This is a genomic window from Kocuria rosea (genome assembly GCF_006094695.1).
GTDB lineage: Bacteria > Actinomycetota > Actinomycetes > Actinomycetales > Micrococcaceae > Kocuria > Kocuria rosea.
Genome location: NZ_CP035103.1, coordinates 1,480,872 through 1,498,007, shown reverse-complemented (window position 1 = coordinate 1,498,007; position 17,136 = coordinate 1,480,872). Strand labels below are relative to the sequence as shown.

Annotated in this window: 22 protein-coding genes; 2 read left to right on the top strand and 20 right to left on the bottom strand. The window is 71.0% G+C overall.

Features of this window, described 5'->3' with window-relative positions:
• Positions 1–72 precede the first annotated feature (72 nt).
• Positions 73–549, bottom strand: coding sequence for an SsrA-binding protein SmpB (smpB, locus tag EQG70_RS06925; protein ID WP_017833660.1), 477 nt, complete (start codon positions 547–549; stop codon positions 73–75).
• A gap of 178 nt (positions 550–727) precedes the next feature.
• Here smpB and EQG70_RS06920 point away from each other — a divergent pair, with 178 nt between their 5' ends.
• Positions 728–1,963: a polysaccharide pyruvyl transferase family protein gene (locus EQG70_RS06920; protein ID WP_109268041.1), complete on the top strand. Its 1,236-nt coding sequence runs from the start codon at positions 728–730 to the stop codon at positions 1,961–1,963.
• Positions 1,964–2,040: 77 nt separating this feature from the next.
• Here EQG70_RS06920 and prfB read toward each other — a convergent pair whose 3' ends face one another.
• A complete protein-coding gene (prfB, locus tag EQG70_RS06915; protein WP_017833658.1) occupies positions 2,041–3,162 on the bottom strand; it encodes a peptide chain release factor 2 in 1,122 nt (373 codons plus the stop codon).
• A gap of 88 nt (positions 3,163–3,250) precedes the next feature.
• Here prfB and EQG70_RS06910 point away from each other — a divergent pair, with 88 nt between their 5' ends.
• Positions 3,251–4,411: a glucose-1-phosphate adenylyltransferase family protein gene (locus EQG70_RS06910; RefSeq protein ID WP_109268042.1), complete on the top strand. Its 1,161-nt coding sequence runs from the start codon at positions 3,251–3,253 to the stop codon at positions 4,409–4,411.
• Positions 4,412–4,490: 79 nt separating this feature from the next.
• Here the strand turns inward: EQG70_RS06910 and EQG70_RS06905 are convergent, their stop codons facing one another.
• From EQG70_RS06905 to EQG70_RS06820, 18 genes are all read right to left on the bottom strand, one after another.
• On the bottom strand, positions 4,491–5,636 hold the full coding sequence (locus tag EQG70_RS06905; protein WP_138976459.1) for a glycerol dehydrogenase: 1,146 nt from the start codon (positions 5,634–5,636) through the stop codon (positions 4,491–4,493).
• A gap of 182 nt (positions 5,637–5,818) precedes the next feature.
• A complete protein-coding gene (locus EQG70_RS06900) occupies positions 5,819–6,712 on the bottom strand; it encodes a LamG domain-containing protein (protein WP_244296674.1) in 894 nt (297 codons plus the stop codon).
• Positions 6,713–7,066: 354 nt separating this feature from the next.
• Positions 7,067–7,576, bottom strand: a complete 510-nt coding sequence (locus EQG70_RS06895) for a pilus assembly protein TadG-related protein (RefSeq protein WP_017833654.1) — start codon at positions 7,574–7,576, stop codon at positions 7,067–7,069.
• Positions 7,573–7,956 (bottom strand): hypothetical protein, encoded by a 384-nt coding sequence (locus tag EQG70_RS06890; protein ID WP_017833653.1) that lies wholly within the window; start codon positions 7,954–7,956, stop codon positions 7,573–7,575. Before EQG70_RS06890 ends, EQG70_RS06895 begins: the two co-directional genes overlap by 4 nt.
• 169 nt (positions 7,957–8,125) lie before the next feature.
• The gene (locus tag EQG70_RS06885) at positions 8,126–8,533 is read right to left on the bottom strand and encodes a TadE/TadG family type IV pilus assembly protein (protein ID WP_017833652.1); all 408 of its coding nucleotides are present in this window, start codon (positions 8,531–8,533) and stop codon (positions 8,126–8,128) included.
• Between the two features lie 2 nt (positions 8,534–8,535).
• Positions 8,536–8,760, bottom strand: coding sequence for a hypothetical protein (locus tag EQG70_RS06880; RefSeq protein ID WP_017833651.1), 225 nt, complete (start codon positions 8,758–8,760; stop codon positions 8,536–8,538).
• A 53-nt stretch (positions 8,761–8,813) separates the two neighbouring features.
• The gene (locus EQG70_RS06875) at positions 8,814–9,758 is read right to left on the bottom strand and encodes a type II secretion system F family protein (protein ID WP_109268045.1); all 945 of its coding nucleotides are present in this window, start codon (positions 9,756–9,758) and stop codon (positions 8,814–8,816) included.
• The gene (locus EQG70_RS06870; RefSeq protein ID WP_017833649.1) at positions 9,755–10,612 is read right to left on the bottom strand and encodes a type II secretion system F family protein; all 858 of its coding nucleotides are present in this window, start codon (positions 10,610–10,612) and stop codon (positions 9,755–9,757) included. The genes EQG70_RS06875 and EQG70_RS06870 overlap by 4 nt, the downstream gene beginning before the upstream one ends.
• Complete coding sequence (locus tag EQG70_RS06865; RefSeq protein ID WP_109268046.1) at positions 10,609–11,619, bottom strand: TadA family conjugal transfer-associated ATPase; 1,011 nt, start codon at positions 11,617–11,619, stop codon at positions 10,609–10,611. The genes EQG70_RS06870 and EQG70_RS06865 overlap by 4 nt, the downstream gene beginning before the upstream one ends.
• Before the next feature lie 195 nt (positions 11,620–11,814).
• Positions 11,815–12,393 (bottom strand): hypothetical protein, encoded by a 579-nt coding sequence (locus EQG70_RS06860; protein WP_109268047.1) that lies wholly within the window; start codon positions 12,391–12,393, stop codon positions 11,815–11,817.
• A 356-nt stretch (positions 12,394–12,749) separates the two neighbouring features.
• Positions 12,750–13,340, bottom strand: coding sequence for a hypothetical protein (locus EQG70_RS06855; protein ID WP_138976458.1), 591 nt, complete (start codon positions 13,338–13,340; stop codon positions 12,750–12,752).
• Between the two features lie 215 nt (positions 13,341–13,555).
• The gene (locus EQG70_RS06850; protein ID WP_138976457.1) at positions 13,556–14,119 is read right to left on the bottom strand and encodes a hypothetical protein; all 564 of its coding nucleotides are present in this window, start codon (positions 14,117–14,119) and stop codon (positions 13,556–13,558) included.
• 26 nt (positions 14,120–14,145) lie between these two features.
• Positions 14,146–15,003, bottom strand: a complete 858-nt coding sequence (locus EQG70_RS06845; protein ID WP_109268048.1) for a phage major capsid protein — start codon at positions 15,001–15,003, stop codon at positions 14,146–14,148.
• 149 nt (positions 15,004–15,152) lie between these two features.
• The gene (locus tag EQG70_RS06840) at positions 15,153–15,614 is read right to left on the bottom strand and encodes a hypothetical protein (protein ID WP_109268049.1); all 462 of its coding nucleotides are present in this window, start codon (positions 15,612–15,614) and stop codon (positions 15,153–15,155) included.
• Positions 15,611–15,883, bottom strand: coding sequence for a hypothetical protein (locus EQG70_RS06835; RefSeq protein ID WP_138976456.1), 273 nt, complete (start codon positions 15,881–15,883; stop codon positions 15,611–15,613). Before EQG70_RS06835 ends, EQG70_RS06840 begins: the two co-directional genes overlap by 4 nt.
• 74 nt (positions 15,884–15,957) lie before the next feature.
• Positions 15,958–16,182 (bottom strand): hypothetical protein, encoded by a 225-nt coding sequence (locus EQG70_RS06830; RefSeq protein WP_109268051.1) that lies wholly within the window; start codon positions 16,180–16,182, stop codon positions 15,958–15,960.
• Positions 16,183–16,216: 34 nt separating this feature from the next.
• The gene (locus EQG70_RS06825; RefSeq protein WP_109268052.1) at positions 16,217–16,600 is read right to left on the bottom strand and encodes a hypothetical protein; all 384 of its coding nucleotides are present in this window, start codon (positions 16,598–16,600) and stop codon (positions 16,217–16,219) included.
• Between the two features lie 30 nt (positions 16,601–16,630).
• A complete protein-coding gene (locus EQG70_RS06820) occupies positions 16,631–17,017 on the bottom strand; it encodes a hypothetical protein (protein WP_109268053.1) in 387 nt (128 codons plus the stop codon).
• Positions 17,018–17,136 lie beyond the last annotated feature (119 nt).

Here is a 17,136-nt window from a genome sequence, read left to right as displayed (position 1 = left end):
GCACCCCGCCGCAGCGGGACACACCATTCTACCGCGCGGTACCCGCCGACCGCAAGCATTCGCCCCGGACCCTCAGCCCAGGTTCTTGTAGCGCATGGCCCGCTGGGCCTCGCGGTTGTCCTGCTGCTCCCGCAGGGTCTGGCGCTTGTCGTACTCCCGCTTGCCCTTGGCCACGGCGATCTCGACCTTGGCCTTCTTCCCGTCCACGAAGTAGAGGGACAGCGGCACGATCGTGAAGCCGGACTCCCGCGTCTTCTGCTGGATCTTGTCCATCTCGCTGCGGTGCAGGAGCAGCTTGCGGCGGCGGCGGGCGGAGTGGTTGGTCCACGACCCCTGCAGGTACTCGGGGATGTGGACGCCCTCGAGCCACAGCTCGCCGTCGGTGAACTGGCAGAACCCGTCCACGAGCGAGGCGCGCCCCATGCGCAGGGACTTCACCTCGGTGCCCATGAGCGCGAGACCCGCCTCGTAGGTGTCGAGGATGTGGTAGTCGTGCCGGGCCTTCTTGTTGTTGGCGACGACCTGGCGACCGGTGTCCTTCTTGGCCATGGGCCTCCTCCCTGGGGACGGTGCGGACGGGAACGTGCCGCGCACCGGGGCACGCGGCAGATCCTCCATCCTACGCCACGGCCCTCGCGCGGGACCACGGCCGGCACCCGGACCCGGCGGCGCCCCGCCCAGGAGCGTCGCCCCAGGTCACCCCCGCCGCACCCGGTAGGCTGGGCGGATGCTGGAGCCAGTCCCCATCGAGCGCCCGCCCGCCGCGGACGTCCTGTACCTCGTCGGCACGAGCGGTCACCCGAACTTCGGCGACGAGTTCATCGCCGCCTCGTGGCTGCGCTTCCTCGCCCGCGCCCGGCCCGGCGCCGAGGTGTGGCTCGACTGCCCCCACCCGGGGCTGGCGTCCCACCTGTTCGACGGACTGCACCCGGGTCTGCGGACCACCGACACCCTGTGGCGGCTCGCCTTCGAGACGACCGGGATGGACCCGGCCGCGGCGGACGCCCACGTGGACCGGGTGGTGACGCACCTGGGGTCCCCGCGCTACGACCTCGGCCTGCTCGGCGCCCGGCGCGCGAGTTCCGTGCACTTCCTCGGGGGCGGGTACCTGAACTCCATCTGGCCGCACCACGCGCGCCTGCTCCGCGCGGCGCTGCGGCTGCGCGAGGTCTCCGGGGCGCGGCTGGCCGCCACCGGCCTGGGCCTGGCCCCCGCCACCGACGCTGAGGGCCTGCGCGCCGCGCTCGGCGCCTTCGACCACGCCACAGTCCGTGACGCGCCCAGCGCCCAGCTCGCCCGCGCCGACCGCGCCCCCGACGACGCCTTCCTCGGCCTGCCCGGCCTCGCGGGCTTCACCGGCGCGCCCGCCGAGGGGACGGACGACGGCGACGTGTGGGTGTGCCTGCAGAGCGACATGACCGAGCCCGGGATCCTCGACGGCGCCGTCGCCGCCGTGCGGGCCGCGCTGACGGGGCCGGCCCTGGCCGGCCGCACCGTGCGCTACCTCGAGGCGATCCCCGGCGCGGACCGCGCGGCCTTCGACCGGCTCGCCGACCTCGTCCCCGAGGAGAACTTCGTGCCGTTCACGCGGCTCTGGCAGGAGGGCTTCCCGGCCCGGCCGGGTCAGACGTGGATCACCTCGCGGTTCCACTTCCACCTGCTCGCCGCCGCGTGCGGCGCGGAGGGCACCGCGCTGGAGGTCAACCCCGACTACTACCGCGTCAAGCACCAGTCGCTGCTCGAGGCCGGCACGGGGTGGTCCGTCACGCCCACCGGCGGCACGGAGCCGTCCGCGCCCGCCCGGTCGCACGCCTTCCCCGCCACGGCCGCGCGGCTGCACCGCACCAAGCTGCGGGAGGCGGAGGAGCTGTACCCGGCGGCAGCGGCCCCCGAGGACGACCCCGCCGGGACGGAGCCCCGCACCCGGCCGGGACGGACGGTGGCGCGCTTCCTGCGCCGCTGAGCGCCCGCCCTCCCAGGGCACCGGGCCCCGGCCGGTCGCGGGACCGGCCGGGGCCCGGTCAGGGGTCCCGCGGGAGCTCAGGCGTCGGCCGGGGCGTGGCGCTGGTCGGCGCGCCAGCGGATCCCGGCGTCGACGAAGCCGTCGATCGCGCCGTCGAAGATCGCGGAGGGGTTGCCCTCCTCGTGGTTGGTCCGCAGGTCCTTGACCATCTGGTACGGGTTCAGGACGTAGGAGCGCATCTGGTCGCCCCAGGACGCCTTGACGTCCCCGGCCAGCTCCTTCTTCTTGGCGCTCTCCTCCTCCTGGCGCTGCAGGAGCAGCCGCGACTGGAGCACGCGCAGCGCGGCGGCGCGGTTCTGGATCTGGGACTTCTCGTTCTGCATGGACACGACGATGCCCGTGGGGATGTGGGTCATCCGCACGGCGGAGTCCGTGGTGTTCACGGACTGCCCGCCGGGGCCCGAGGAGCGGAAGACGTCCACCTTGATCTCGGACTCGGGGATCTCGATCGAGTCGTCCTGCTCGATGAGCGGGATGACCTCCACCGCCGCGAACGAGGTCTGGCGCCGCCCCTGGTTGTCGAAGGGGGAGATGCGGACGAGCCGGTGGGTGCCGGCCTCGACGGACAGGGTGCCGAAGGCGTAGGGGGCCTTGACCTCGAAGGTCGCGGACTTCAGGCCCGCCTCCTCCGCGTAGGAGGTGTCCAGGACGGTGGTCGGGTAGCCGTGGCGCTCCGCCCAGCGCAGGTACATGCGCATGAGCATCTCGGCGAAGTCGGCGGCGTCCACGCCGCCGGCGCCGGAGCGGATGGTCACCACGGCCTCGCGCTCGTCGTACTCGCCCGAGAGCAGGGTCTGGACCTCCAGCCGGGAGAGCGCCTTCTTGACCGCGGCGAGCTCCTCCACGGCGAGCTCCAGGGTCTCCGCGTCGTCCTCCTCGGCGGCCAGCTGCACCATGACCTCGATGTCGTCGATGCGGCCGCCGAGCTTCTCGAGCCGCTCGAGGTCGGACTGCTTGTGGGAGAGCTTGGAGGTGATCTTCTGCGCCGCGGCCTGGTCGTCCCACAGGTCCGGGGCGGTCGCCTGCTGCGAGAGCTCGGCAATGTCCCGCTTGATGGCGTCGACGTCGCTCACGGCCTCGATGGACGCGAACGTGGAACGGAGGGCGGAGATCTCTGCCGGGAAGTCAAGGGAGGCCATGGAAGCCAAGATTATCCCATGGGGGCAAATCGCCCCGGCTCGGCCCGGCGTCCCTCTGGCAGGATGGTGCCGAGAGAAAGGAAGCACGATGCGCATCCCTCGCACGCTGGCCCTGGTCCTCGCCGGCGGGAAGGGCTCCCGGCTCGGCGCCCTGACCGAGAAGAAGGTCAAGCCCGCCCTCCCCGTGGCGGGCACCTACCGGCTCATCGACGTCGCCCTGTCCAACCTCGTGCACTCCCACCTCTCGGACGTGTGGGTCGTCGAGCAGTTCCTTCCGCACAGCCTCAACCAGCACCTGGCCAACGGGCGCCCCTGGGACCTCGACCGCACCCACGGCGGGCTCCAGGTCCTGCCCCCGTACCAGGGCACCGAGGGCGAGGGCTTCGCCGAGGGCAACGCGGACTCGCTCTACCGGCAGAAGGACCTGATCCGCGACTTCGCCCCGGACCTGGTCCTGGTGCTCAGCGCCGACCACCTGTACACGCTGAACTTCCTCGACGTGATCGACACCCACCTCGAGCGGGGCGCCGACCTGACCGTGGTCACCACGCTCGTCGACGAGGACCCCTCCCGCTACGGCGTGGTGCAGGCCGACGACGGCGGCCGCGTCACCGGCTTCGACTACAAGCCGGACGAGCCCCGGGGGCGGCTGGTCGCGGCCGAGATGTTCCTCTACGACGCGGAGAAGCTGCTGGAGGCCCTGGACCTCGTGCACGAGCAGGAGGGCGGGCTCGAGGACTACGGCAACGACCTGGTCCCGTGGTTCGTGGCGCACCGCAGGGTGGTGGAGCACCGCCTGGACGGGTACTGGATGGACCTGGGCACCCTGCAGTCCTACTGGACCGCCCACATGCAGATGCTCGACGGCGACGGCGTGGCCCTGGACGACCCCGGCTGGCCGATCCTCTCGGCCCAGCCGCAGCGGGTGCCCGCCCGGATCGCCGGCAGCGCCGAGCTGCGCGGGTCGATGGTCGCCGCGGGCGCGATGGTGCGCGGCGCCGTGGAGCACTCGGTGCTCGGCCCCGGCGTCGTCGTCGAGGAGGGCGCCACGGTGCGCAGCTCGGTGCTGCTGGACGGCGTCCGGGTGGGAGCCGGGGTGACCCTCGAGAACGTCCTCGCCGACACGGGAGCCGACATCTCCGCGGGTGCGCACGGCGCCGCGGGCGCCGTGACCCTGATCGACGGCACGGGCGCCGTGGCGGCCACCGAGGAGTTCGACCGCGGGGCGGTCCTGCCCCGCGGTCACTGAGCCCTCCGCGGACCGGTCCCGCCTGGGCGGGACCCGCCCGGGACGGGACCGCCCGGACGGATCGTGTCCGGGCGGGACGCTAGTGGGCGTGGCGGTAGGGCTGCGGCTCGGGCAGCCCGGCGCGGGCACGCACCCGCCGGCCGAGGCGCTCGATGGAGGTCAGCGCCGCGGCGACGTCGTCCGCCCGCACGGTGAAGGGCATGCTGTGGATGGTCTCGCTCTCCACGGTGGCGGCCCGCGCCACGGCCCGGATCTCCTCGGTGTCCTCCGCGCGCAGCCCGATCTCCGTGAGGGTGGTCGGGAGCCCGACCCGGGTGGTGAACTCGATGAAGTCCACGATCTCCGAGCTCGGGGCGCCCTCCAGCACGAGCTGGGTGATGGAGCCGATGTTGACCTTCTGCCCGTGGGCCAGGCCGTGGGTCTGCGGCGCCGCGGTCAGTCCGTTGTGGACGGCGTGGGCCGCCGCCAGTCCGCCGGACTCGAAGCCGAGCCCGGAGAGCAGGGTGTTGGCCTCGATGACCTTCTCCAGTGCCGGGGTCACGACGTGGTCCCGGGCGGCGTCCATCGCCACGAGGGCGTTGTCCCACAGGACGTCCCAGCTCAGCCGGGCCAGGGCGGTGCCCGTGAGGGTGGCCGTGCCCCCGGCCATGGTCAGCGACCCCGAGGCGGCGGTGGCCCTGGCCTCCAGCCAGGTGGCCAGGGCGTCGCCGACGCCCGCCGCCAGGAACGTCGCCGGCGCGTTGGCCACCAGCTGGGAGTCGACGAGGACGAGGTCGGGGTTGCGGGGGAAGAACCGGTACTCCTCGAAGACGCCCTCGTCGGTGTAGACGACCGCCAGCGCCGAGGTCGGCGCGTCGGTGGAGGCGACGGTGGGGACGCTGACCCACCGGATCCCGGCGAGGAACCCCGAGGCCTTGACCGCGTCGATGGTGCTGCCGCCGCCCACGGCCACGGCCACGTCGGCCCCCGCCGCGCGGATGACCGCCGTGAGCCGGTCGATCTCCCCGGCCGAGGGGATGCCGTTGAAGGCCTCGCGCGTGGTCGCCATGCCGGCCCGCGCCAGGGACGCTTCCACGTCGCGGCCCACGAACCCCCAGACGACGTCGTCGGCCACCACCAGGGGTGTCTGCCCGACGGCGGCGAGATACTCTCCCAGGCAGGCGATGGCGCCCGGTCCCTGGACGTAGCGTCCTGGGCTGATGACGGAGCGGACGGGAGCGTCCATGGCCTTCTCCTTCGACGACGGGGCCGGCAGGTCGTTCCCCCCGCCGTCCGGGATGATCTCCCGGGTGCCCGCCAGCATAGGAACGTCCCCGCGGCCGGCACCAGGGACGTTCTCGCCGGCTGAGAAACCGGGGACGCGTCGCCGTCGCCTCCCGCCGTCCGGGCCGGGCCGCGCCCCGGTCCTCACCGCGTGGTCATCACCCGGTAGTGCTCCTCCACCTGCTTCCTGGGCAGCTCCTTGGTGTAGACCGCCACCTTGCCGACGGCCCCGTCGAAGAACGACCTCAGGTCCCGGGTGCCGACGCGGAACGGCGCGCTGCCGCGCCGGGGCACGACGACCGTGCCGTCGTGCTCCAGGTCGTCCTGGTCCATGCGCTGCCCGTTGCGGTAGATCTTCGTGTAGCCGTGCGGATAGTTCCCGCCCTTGGCGTTGGCATTGATGACGAGCACGTAGTGGATCCACTCCCCCCTGCGCACCGGCACCTGGAAGTAGGACCCCGGCCCCTCCCCTCCGGAGGGGTTGAACGCGTAGCCGGAGATGCGGTTCGGCCGGTTCTCGGAGTTGCTCTTCGAGTACATCCGCGCGACGTACTCGTGGTTCCTCGGCGCGCCCTTGCCCATCCAGTGCACGTACCCCGAACCCTCCTGGGACCGGAAGTCCAGCGCGTCGGGGCGCATCCACGCCTCGACGGTGAGCACGCCGCGCGTGCCCGCGCTGACGGCGGCGGCATCGGGCACCTGGAGGTACTGACCGGTGCCGTCGAAGTCCGCGGCCGTGTCGCCGTTGGGCAGGGTCGCCCGCTTCGGCTTGCCGTGGTAGCTGCCGTGGAGCCTGCCCACCAGGTCCTTCTCCGTGCCCGCACCGGGGCTGCGCATGGCCCAGTACGCGGCGGGTCCGTCCTTCCGGACGGTGTCGTCGTAGGAGAGCGGGCGGGCCGCGCTCCGCAGGACGTCCCCGGGATCGTCCCGGGCGGCCGACGGCGGAAGCCCTGCGATGCCCAGCGCCAGCGCGAGCAGCAGCGTCAGCACGCCCTGCACCGGCGTGCTCCACCGTCCCCGCGCGCGAACAGTGCTCATGTCGAGACCTCGATGTGGTGTCGGACGGGACCGCCCGCACCGGTTGCTCCCGTGGTGCGCGTCCCGCTCACTGCGGTGCCGGCCGTGCGGCCGCACCGGACGTCGTCGCGACACCTCCTCCCCACCAGGACCGATGCACTCCCGAGGACCGGTCCGGAGGAACATCCCCTCGGCACCAGCGTGCGCCGCCGCGCCCGGGCGGTCAATGAGATCGCGCCGAACAGCACCCGAACGGTGACCATCTCCGTCGCCCGGTCCGGGGCCGGCCCTGACGTCTGCGAGCGCCGTGCCTCCCGCACCGGCCGAGCCGCCCCCGGAGCGGCCGCGCGGGTCAGCGGAACCGGGTGGGCCGCGTCATCGGCCCAGTCGCGCGCGGGCCTCGCTCGTGGCGGTGATCGGGATGCCGTCGGGCACCAGGAGGTTGACCACCGGCGGGTGCACGACGGCGGCCAGGGTCACCTCGGCGGTCCGCCCGTCCGGGCTCCCGGTGGGTGCGGCCAGGGCCAGGCCCGGCGTTCCCGCCCAGGCGCTGACGGTGTCGAGGTAGGCGGTCGCCGCCCCTGCCACGGCGTCGTCGTCCAGGACCGTGACGGGCGGGGCGCCGCCCGTCCCCGGCTCCAGCGCCACGAACGTGTCGGCCGCGGCGAGCGCGGCGTTGTCGGCCAGCACCTGCAGCTTGCGCTCCCCCACGTAGACCGCGGTGACCCCCATGACCACGACCGTGAGCAGGAGCAGCACGACCGCGAAGCCGATGACCAGGATCGTCACCTGCCCGTCGTCCCGGTCCTCGCCCCGGGCGTGGTCCCGGTTCTGGTCCCGGCTCCCGTCCCGGCGCGGGCCGGGTCCGGCGGTCCGCCCGCTCATCCGTAGCGGCCGATCACGACCGTGGCCGAGGACGTCAGCACGGCCACGTCCAGGTCGGTGAACCCGGGCACCAGCGGCAGCGGGACCTCCAGGGTGGCGTGCACCGTGGCCACCGCACCGGGCTCCGCGCACGCCCCGTCGGAGCACTCGAGGCGGAGCGCCAGCCGGTCGGGGGCGAAGCCCTGGTCCGCGGCCGCCAGCCGCGCCGCCGCGGTCAGCCCGGTGTCCGAGAGCGCACCGGGCTCGGCCCGGGCCAGCACCTGGGACGCCTGCTGCGCGGCGGCCACCACTCCGAAGGCCCCGGCCTGGACCTGGGCCACCGCGAGCACGAAGTAGACCACGGGGACGAGCAGCAGCGTGCCCAGCGCCACGAACTCCACGACCGCGCTGCCCTCGTCACCGCCCGCAGTCCTCCCGAGCACATCGGGCGGCCCGGCCGCACGGGCCGTCCCGGTCGCTCCGATCGCGCCGGTCGCTCCGGTCGAGGCGGGCGAGGCGGTCGAAGCAGCCGTAGCCGTCGATGCCGCTGCTCCGCTGGAGGCAGGAGCTTCAATCCCCGAGGACGGCATGGCCGCGCACCTCCAGGGAGTCGGGCGGACCGAACAGCGCCACCACGGGCAGGGGCGAGACCACCGTGATCTCCAGGGTCCGCAGCTCGCCCACCGCCGCGGTGGTCGCGACGACGTCCTGGGCGTACCGGGGGCCGAGGGCGCCGGAGACGATCCGGCGGGTCCGCTCGACCCCGTCCTCGGGCGACCGGTCGGCCAGGGTGCCGTACCGGGCGCCCGCCGCGGCGGCGTCGATCAGCGTGTTGCGCACGTGCAGGGCCAGGGCCAGTTGCAGCGTGGCGGCGAAGATCATCGCCACGAGGCCGGCCACCATGACGTACTCGACCACCGCACTGCCCCGGTCCGTCCCCGGGGGCCCGGCGCCCGGCCGGGCGCGCTCCTCGTCCATCCTCAGTTCTGGCTCACGCGCGCCATCGCGTCCTGGAAGAGCCCCTCCAGGGCCGGCTGCGCCACCAGCAGCAGCCCGGCCACGAGCACCGCGGACATCAGGGTCAGCATCACCCAGCCGGGGACGTCCCCGCGGTCCGGATCATCGGCGGCGAGCCGCTCGCGCAGCGCGGCGAGGGTCAGGGTGAGGACGCCGAGCAGGGCGGCGAACCGGTGGAGGTGTGTCATGGGGTGTGTCCTTTCCTGGAGGGCTGCCGGTTCCCGGCCGCCCGGATGAGAGGTCAGAAGCCGAGCTCCAGCACGGCGATCCCGGGGAACACGGCGAACACGACCGTCAGCGGCAGCACGCAGAACACGAGGGGCACCATCATGGCGATCTCCTTGCGCCCGGCGGCCTCCATCAGCTCGCGCTTGTCGTTGTCCCGCACGTCCTGGGCCTGGGCCCGCAGCACGTCCGCCAGGGGCGTGCCGCGCTCGATGGCCACGACGATGCCGTCCACGAACCGCCCGATGGGCGCCACCGGGGTGCGCGCGGAGAAGTCCTGGAGGGCGTGCACGAGTCCGGCGCCGGACCGCGTCTGTGCGAGCACCGCGCGGAACTCCGCGGTGAGCTCTCCCTCCGCGACCCGGCACACCCGCTCGAGCGAACCCACCGCGCTCTCCCCCGCGCCCACCGACAGCGCCATCAGCTCGGCGACGGCGGGGAACTCGGCCAGCATCCGGGCCTCGCGGAGCCGGATCCGCCGGCTCAGCAGGTGCCCGCGCAGCAGGTGCCCGGCGGCCGTGGCCGCGCCCACGGCCAGCAGCACCCCGCCGGGACCCGTGCCCCAGCGCGCCTCGGCGGCCACGCCGAGCAGGACGCCGAGCAGCAGGCCCCCCGTCGCGCACAGGAGCTGCTCGGCGCGGAAGTCCGCCGCCGTGGTGCTGACGCCCGCCCGGACCAGGCGTCCCTCCAGGGCCGCCGACGGGGCGGCGTGCCGGAACACGCGGTGGGCCAGCCCGCGCACGACCGGGTCCAGCCCCGCTGCGGCCCGGCCGGGTGTCCGGGCGGAGCGGCGCCCGGGGCGGGTGAGCAGCGCCGACTCGACCTCCACTGAGCGCAGCTGCGGGGCGATCCGGGTCGCGAAGGACGGCCGGCCGGTGACCCGGGCGCCGGTGAGCACCAGCCACAGCCCGGCGGCGTGCACCAGGCCGAGGAGCACCAGCAGGGCGGGGGTAGCACTCACCGCAGCACCCGCTCGGGCTCGGGCAGGGCGCCGATCCGCAGCATGAGGCGGTAGGCGATCGTGGAGACGAGCAGCCCGCCGATCAGCACCAGGGCGCCGGCCGGGGTGTCGTAGGCCCGGATCGCGGCGGGCTGGGTGGCCATCAGCGCCAGCACGATCCACGGTGCGGCCACCGCCAGCCGGGCGGCGTTGACCGTCCAGGACTGCCGGGCCTCCAGCTCTCCGCGGGTGCGGGTGTTCTCCCGCAGGAACTCGGACAGCGTGCCGAGCAGCCGGCCGAGGTCGGTCCCGCCCACCTCCCGGGTCACCCGCAGGGCCTCGACGATGTTGTCGGCCACGGGGTCGGCCAGCCGGTCCTTGAGCAGGGTGAGCGCGCCCTGCAGCTGCCCCGAGGCGCGGTAGTCGGCGGCGAACCGGGCGAAGGCCGGGCGCACCGGCTCGGGTCCGCGGTACTGCAGCTGGATCAGCGCCTCGGGCAGGGACATCCCGGCCCGGATCGCCGAGCGCAGGTGGTCGACCACGTCGGGCCACACCTCGCGCAGGGCGGCCGCCCGGTGCCGGGCCCGGTGCTGGACCACCGCCAGGGGAACCCAACCGCCCAGGACGGCGGCGCACAGGCCGAGCACCGCCGCGCCGGTGACCGCGGCGACGAGCAGTCCGCTCAGCGTCCCGGCCGCGGCGCAGGCGGCCAGCAGTCCCGCCGGACCGACCCGGGCCAGGTCCGCGCGCAGCAGCAGCTCTCGCAGCCGGCCGGGCCGGCGCGGGCCGGCCGCGCGCGGCGCCTCCTCGGCCCAGCAGGACCACCAGAGCAGGAACACGCCCGCCCCCAGCAGCACGCCCAGCGCCGCGCTCACCGCGCTGCTCCGACCGGGCCGTCGTCCGCCAGCAGCTCGCTCACCCGGTGTCCGGCCCGCTCGAACTTCCACGCCGCCGGCGCCTCGGCGGCCACTGCCAGCAGGGCGCCGTCCGTCTCGGCGAAGACCGGGTACGTCTCGATCACGCCGTTCTCGACCCGGTTGCCGATCGCGAGGATCTCGCTCACCCGGCGGCGGCCGTGCCGGTCCCGGTGGCAGTGCACCACGAGGTCGAAGCACGAGGCCACCGTGGGCACCACGAACCCGGAGCTGATGTTCTCCCCCGCCAGCAGCGGCAGGGTGCAGATCTTGGTCACGGCGTCCCGGGCGGAGTTGGCGTGCAGGCTGCACATCCCCGGGAGTCCGCTGTTGAGCGCGATGAGCATGTCCAGGCTCTCCGCCTCCCGGACCTCCCCGACCACGAGCCGGTCCGGGCGCATCCGCAGCGCCTCCTTGACGAGCCGGCGCAGGGGGATCTCGCCCGTGCCCTCGAGATTGGGCTGACGGCACTGCATCCCCACGACGTCGCGCAGCGGGACCTGCAGCTCGAAGATCTCCTCGACCGTCACCACCCGCTCCCGGGGGCCGATCGAGGCGCACAGACAGTTCAGCAGCGTGGTCTTGCCCGCCTGCGTCGCGCCGGAGACGAGGATGTTGAGCCCGCTGGCCACGGCCGCGTCGAGGAAGCGCGCGGCGCGCGGCGGCAGCGCGCCCAGCTCCACGAGGTCGTCCAGGCGCCGGGCCCGGGCCACGAACTTGCGGATGTTCACGGCCCAGTGCCGGCGCGTCACGTCCGGGATCACCACGTGCAGCCGGGACCCGTCCGGCAGCGCCGCGTCCACGAACGGGGAGGACAGGTCCAGGCGACGGCCCGAGGACTTGAGCATCCGCTCCACCAGGTTGCGGATCTGGGCCTCGGTCAGCACGAGGCTCGTCAGCTCGGACTCCCCGCCGCGGGCGGCGTAGACCTCCGCGGGGCCGTTGATCCAGGTCTCCCCCACACCCATTCATGGTCGTTCGTGAACGCTGGAAACCGCTACATTCCGCGGAAGTTGGGGTGCGTGGCATGAGCCCAGGACACCCAGTTTTTGGACATCTTGCGGACAATCTGCGGACAGGTCGTCTACCGGCCTTCGACCCCAAATAGGAAAGGACCCCGGCACCAGTACGGCGCCGGGGTCCTCCAGACTGCTTCGTGCAGATCAGCCGAACATCGGCTGCGTGCACGAGGCGGAGCCAGCCGAGCCGGTGCCCGTGGCCTCATCCTTAAGCTCGCCATCGACATAGAGCTTGCAGGTGACCTCAGAGGAATCGTCCATGAAGTCGCCGGTGACTGTCACGTTGTACAGCTCGGAGCTCTCCTTGGGAGTGACCTCTTTGGTCCACGTGCCGGTGAAGTCCTCAGTGTTGGTAGAACCGTCGAGGTTGCCCCAAATCACGGTGCCGGTTGTGGAGGCGGTCGCTTCAAAAGTGACCGTGCCTGCGTTTTCGACGTCCTCCGTCTGCACCTCCGACGGCTCTGCATCGGAGTTACTCGAAGACGTCGACGTCTCGCTCGCGCCGCCACTCACGAGGGCCGCACAACCACCGAAGAAAACGAGGGCGAGGACGATCAGGCCAAGACACCCAATGACCCACTTCTTCTTCCCCTTCTTCTGCGGGGGCTGCTGGTACTGACCCGGCTGACCTTGGTAGGGGCCCGGTTGGCCCTGGTAAGGACCCGGCTGCTGGTTGTACTGCGGCCCCTGGGGAGGCGGGCCTTGAGGGGGATTCTGAGACATGGGAGAGCTCTTTCGTACGCGAGGGATCGGGGGAACTTACTGCCGCGTAGAGCCTATGGTTTTCCAGTTGCAAACTCGACTGTGACGTCGCATCTCTCGGTTTGACCAGCAGTTATCTACTGCGATCGGCGTCATAACGCCGTCCGGACACAGTAGAGCTGACCAACAGAGCGCCACTACCTGGCTGTCACTCCATGTGGTGGTCCCCCGAAGGCGGGACCCAGACGTTGCCAGAGACACTGGCGGCCCTTCAGTACGTTGCCGCCCCAGCTCCAGACCCGGAGCCGATTCGAGCGACTATGCCAGGCGACCAGGGGTCGCGGCCCCCCGGGGGATGGGGCCCCACCCCCACTGCTTCACCCGCTGTTGCGCCCAAATAGCTTGATCCTGTCGAAATCGGCTAGCTTCGACTTTTTCAGAATGGGGGCGGGTCGCTTCGCGATTTTGTTACTGACGGCTGTTCCTAGGTTATCTTGAGCGTCAATAATGCGACCAATGTACTGATTGCATATTGATTCCTTACACAAAACTTCATCCTGTGAAAGTTGCTGAGTTAGCTCTATCGCCTGTTCAGTCGCAGAACGAAAATTGTCGATAAAGCCACTTACTTGACTTTGAGTGCCCACAAGTATTTTCAACTGATTAAGCTGATCTACTAGTGCACGCTGAGCTTTCAGCAATCGAGCCACGTACGGGTCTGGACGCTTGAGCCTGTCGGGGCTTAAGCAGTAATCCTCAAACGAATCAATAAATGCTGGAATAGATGACGCAAAAGGCTTGAAGTGCTCAAGCAATTCCCCCCTAAACCATTCCTGATACTCCAGGTGCGCCTTATTGTCTTCTCGATCAACCTCTTTATTCCACCGATATACTTCCAGAATGCGATTGCCAATCATTGTAATGATCGCGGCGACGGCCGCGCTTCCGAGCAAAGGGGCCCATTCCATACCCTCATGCTAGGTCCACTCGAACTGATGACACGGGGATTGACTGCGTGTCGCCGGGCAGTCGCCGCGCAGTTTTTCGCGACCTCACTCTGCGCTACATGACACAGAGCCCACGACCCCTTGTATGCGTCTAGACATAGCAATGGCCCGCGTCGCCGAATGATTAATCCGTAGCTAGTGGCGACGACGCGGGCCCACATAGGGGCGGCTGAACCCTACTTTTTCGCGGTTCCCAGTTCGGAACTGACGGACTTCAACAAGTCCTTCTGGGCCCCGTTCAGGCGCATACTAGCTGCCTGCAGCTGCGGACCAATCTTGTCCAACCCTTCTAAATTGATCCAGCCGTGCAGACTTTTCAACTCCTGAACCGCCTTCATCATTTCAAAAGTCGATGAATGAGTCTTGCTATTTTCGTCTGTTAGAATCTGAATAAGAATGAGATTCCGCTCGAAAGAGTCCTCTAACGCATTTATGGCCTCCACTCGCTGACCCGCTTTTGCGTCGAAATCCTTAGCTTCTTGCGAACCTGGCCTATCTACGGCGTACTGCACCATTTTTTGAATGGATAAGGAATTGCCGACGATGCTACCTGCCTCCGCAATGGCGGCACTTACAGCATCGGCCGCCTTACTGCGGCGCCAGTGATCAATGTCAGCTCGGTTCTTTTGCTTCTGCAGGAAATAGTTGCCCACAAAACCGACAATGCCACCGGTAATCGTTCCTAGAATTGTGAACGCGGCTGCAGCATTCTCAGTTAATAGCGTGAAAAATTGGTCCATGTGCAGATGCTAGCCGCATGAAGCACTCATCCAGTTGCAGGGGTGTTCAAGCTGATCCGGACCACAGCGGCCGGGTGGGAGAACGCGAACGCGGCGCGCAGCGTGGCCCGGATGGCCACCCGGTCTGATGTGAAGAACGCGGATGCATCGGAGCGCACGTCGGCGTCCTGCCGCACACCGATCACGGCACGCCCCTCGGGGATACCCCAGATCGTGCCCGGAGTGCATGCCGGGGAAGTCAGGAGACGGATGCCGTCGATACGCAGCTCCCCGGCCTCGGTGGCGTCCGGGGACAACAGCCGCTTGGCGGAGGTGCTGGTCTCCTTCAGGGTGGCCACCATTTCCGCATCGTCGGGGTGGGCGACGAACCCGGACAGCCGCGCTCCGACGTTGGCCGCACGGAAGCGGGCCACGGAGAAAGCGTCGAGGTCGGTCAGGGTGGCGGGGGCCTCGATGACCGTGACGCCGGTCAGGTCCTCCAGCCCGGCCGGGGCCTTGGGGTTGAGGGCGTTACTTCCGAACCAGGCGGCGTCAAGCTTCCGCGCGAGGTCGCGCACGAGGCCCTCCCCGATCTGCTCGGCTGCGTTCGGGTCGGAGTCCTCTGCCAGCTCCCGCGAGACGACCACGAGCCCGGCAAGCTTCTTGTAGGCGGCGTCAATCTCGCCCAACTGCGCCTCGGAAAGAGGGATCTCGTCCGACTCGGAAACCCAGGCCGCCGACGGGTCGGCGGTGACGAGCGGAACCCGGAGCGCAGAGCCGGTGAGGCCGGTCCGGTAGGTGGCGACCTGGGCGGCGATGGACTGCCCGCCGGTCGGCGTGACAACGAGGTCGAGGATGTCCTGCGGGGCCCACGCGCGGGGGGCGGCGGAGATGGTGGTGGTCATGAGAAAACTCCTGCGGGGCGTGACGGAAAGGGGAGTGCTGCTCGGCTGAGCCGACCAGGGCCCGGTTCCGTACTCCGCAGGAGTCGAGTGGGGCGCGTGGCCTCCACCAGGGAGGGAGCCCGCGCCCTTTTATTGTACCAATGTTTGTATTAGCTCTGGAGCTTCTCCGCCCAGCTCGACCGTGACGCGGGCCGTTCCCCGCCCGCGGCCAGGGCGGGCGCCGTAGGGGCGACCACGGGGGTGCGGAGGTTGAACCGCTCCCGTACCGCCCCGGCCGCGGCGACCAGCGCATCCCGGTCCACGGTGCCGTCGGCGCCGATGAACTCCCCGGGCTCGTGCACCAGCGCGAAGACCTCGGCGGGAACCTCCAGGGCGTTGAGCTCCCGGGCGACGGCGGCGGACTGGAGGGCGGTCACCTGGGCGCGGGTGGCCGTCAGGTCGGCCTCGGCGGCGCGCAGTCGCGTCCGGTACTTCGCGGCCTCCCGGTTGCCCTTCTCGCCCTGCACGTCGTCCTGCGCCTGCGCGTCCTCGGGGGCGTCCTGCGGCTCCTCAGCGGGCCCCTGCGGCTCCTGCGGGGCGTCCTGGGGCTGTTCGGTGGCAGTCGTCGTCATGCTGCTTCTCCTTCAGGGGTGGTGATCGGTGTGGTGGCGGCCAGGGCGTCGGCGGCGTTCAGGTGCCCACCGACCTCCCGGGCCCAGTACCCGCCCGCGGCGTGCACGGTCGTCTCCGCGCCCGTGGGCAGTGCCGTGTCGGTGGCGGCACCCCAGAGGACGGCCTCGGTGGCCGTAGCCGGCCGGGTGAACGGCGGGCGGGTGTCCGTGGCACGGTCACTGTCGGCGGCCTGGGTGGCATCGTCAGCGGCCCGCAACAGGCAGCGCAACGGGACATGGGCCCACCGCCAACCGTCAAGCCATGGGCCACCACAGTCAGGGCAGGCGGGGACTACGGGGGTGCTCATGGGCGGGGTCCTTCCGTGAGGGCTGCGCGCACCCGTTCCAGTTCGGCGCGCACCTGGGCAAGTTCGGACTGGGCAATGACGTGGCGGCGTTCGGCGGTCCGAGCCCGCTCCTGCCAGTGGTCCCGGGAGGCGTTCGCCAACTGGGCGGCGCGCCGGGACTCCTTCGCCCGCTGCTCGTGCCGCCTCGCGTTGCGCTTCCACTCCTTCAACAGCTTCGCCATCGGTGAGGGCCCGGCTTCGGGGGCACCGTGGTGCTCACCATTCCTCCAGGTGGGCCACGGGCAGCCGTGTGGAGGGCACCAGGCGGCCGCGCCCGGGCTGGGCGGGGGCGCCGATGAGCACGGGGCGGGCCGAGACGACCCGCACCAGGCGGTCGCCGTTCGGGACGGCCTGCACGGCGACGAGCTCGCACCGCGGGATCACAGGGGCGCCGTGGTGGCCCGCGTAGGCGGTGCCGGTGTGCACCTGGGCCACGAGGCGGAACGCGGCGTCAAGCACACCACGGGCGGTGTGCTCATCCACCACGGGCAGCGACGCCACGAGGGATCGGGTCAGGGGGTGGCCGTTGACGGCGACGACGGCGACCCCGGGCCACCCGGTCGGCTCGGTCGTCACGTCGTCGTTGTGCAGCAGGGACATGGGGGTGTCCTTTCGTTGAAGTGGCGGGGGTTAGGCGGCGCGGACAGGGACGGCGATCACCGTGTCCGTGGACAGGTGCGGGCGGGCCTCATAGGCCAGGTGCGGCAGGGACGTGCCCCACCGCTGCGGCGGCAGGGACAGTGCCACGACGAGCACCAGCCGTCCGGCCGGGTCGGCGGCGATCCACTCACCCACCGCCGGGCTCGTGGTCGTGGTCCGGCGGCCCGCCTCCAGGGACGTCCAGGCGTAGACCCGGGAAGTGGTCACCGACAGCAGCGGGGTGGCGTCGAGCAGGTCCGGGCGGGCCACCGCCCGCACGGGCAGCGCACGGATCAACTCCGCGGTGAACGGCACACCGTCCAGCCGGGCACGGACCATCCCACCAGGGGCGGGGAACGTCTCGATGTGGGGGGTCATGGTGTCTCCTTCTGAGACGTGGCGTGGGGGCGGGAAGATGAGCGTCCTGCAGTTTGTGCAGTTTCAGCAGAACTTCCCCATACGAGCTGTTGGTTTCGAGAGTTAGGGAGAAACTGCAC

Bases quoted from the DNA above. Each gene is read 5' to 3' on its own strand.
- EQG70_RS06850 (WP_138976457.1), bottom strand. From the start codon at position 14,119: ATGGACCAATTTTTCACGCTATTAACTGAGAATGCTGCAGCCGCGTTC.
- EQG70_RS06920 (WP_109268041.1), top strand. From the start codon at position 728: ATGCTGGAGCCAGTCCCCATCGAGCGCCCGCCCGCCGCGGACGTCCTG.
- EQG70_RS06840 (WP_109268049.1), bottom strand. From the start codon at position 15,614: ATGACGACGACTGCCACCGAACAGCCCCAGGACGCCCCGCAGGAGCCG.
- EQG70_RS06830 (WP_109268051.1), bottom strand. From the start codon at position 16,182: ATGGCGAAGCTGTTGAAGGAGTGGAAGCGCAACGCGAGGCGGCACGAG.
- prfB (WP_017833658.1), bottom strand. From the start codon at position 3,162: ATGGCCTCCCTTGACTTCCCGGCAGAGATCTCCGCCCTCCGTTCCACG.
- EQG70_RS06855 (WP_138976458.1), bottom strand. From the start codon at position 13,340: ATGGAATGGGCCCCTTTGCTCGGAAGCGCGGCCGTCGCCGCGATCATT.
- EQG70_RS06880 (WP_017833651.1), bottom strand. From the start codon at position 8,760: ATGACACACCTCCACCGGTTCGCCGCCCTGCTCGGCGTCCTCACCCTG.
- EQG70_RS06900 (WP_244296674.1), bottom strand. From the start codon at position 6,712: ATGAGCACTGTTCGCGCGCGGGGACGGTGGAGCACGCCGGTGCAGGGC.
- EQG70_RS06845 (WP_109268048.1), bottom strand. From the start codon at position 15,003: ATGACCACCACCATCTCCGCCGCCCCCCGCGCGTGGGCCCCGCAGGAC.
- EQG70_RS06820 (WP_109268053.1), bottom strand. From the start codon at position 17,017: ATGACCCCCCACATCGAGACGTTCCCCGCCCCTGGTGGGATGGTCCGT.
- EQG70_RS06895 (WP_017833654.1), bottom strand. From the start codon at position 7,576: ATGAGCGGGCGGACCGCCGGACCCGGCCCGCGCCGGGACGGGAGCCGG.
- smpB (WP_017833660.1), bottom strand. From the start codon at position 549: ATGGCCAAGAAGGACACCGGTCGCCAGGTCGTCGCCAACAACAAGAAG.
- EQG70_RS06910 (WP_109268042.1), top strand. From the start codon at position 3,251: ATGCGCATCCCTCGCACGCTGGCCCTGGTCCTCGCCGGCGGGAAGGGC.
- EQG70_RS06825 (WP_109268052.1), bottom strand. From the start codon at position 16,600: ATGTCCCTGCTGCACAACGACGACGTGACGACCGAGCCGACCGGGTGG.
- EQG70_RS06885 (WP_017833652.1), bottom strand. From the start codon at position 8,533: ATGGACGAGGAGCGCGCCCGGCCGGGCGCCGGGCCCCCGGGGACGGAC.
- EQG70_RS06905 (WP_138976459.1), bottom strand. From the start codon at position 5,636: ATGGACGCTCCCGTCCGCTCCGTCATCAGCCCAGGACGCTACGTCCAG.
- EQG70_RS06865 (WP_109268046.1), bottom strand. From the start codon at position 11,619: ATGGGTGTGGGGGAGACCTGGATCAACGGCCCCGCGGAGGTCTACGCC.
- EQG70_RS06860 (WP_109268047.1), bottom strand. From the start codon at position 12,393: ATGTCTCAGAATCCCCCTCAAGGCCCGCCTCCCCAGGGGCCGCAGTAC.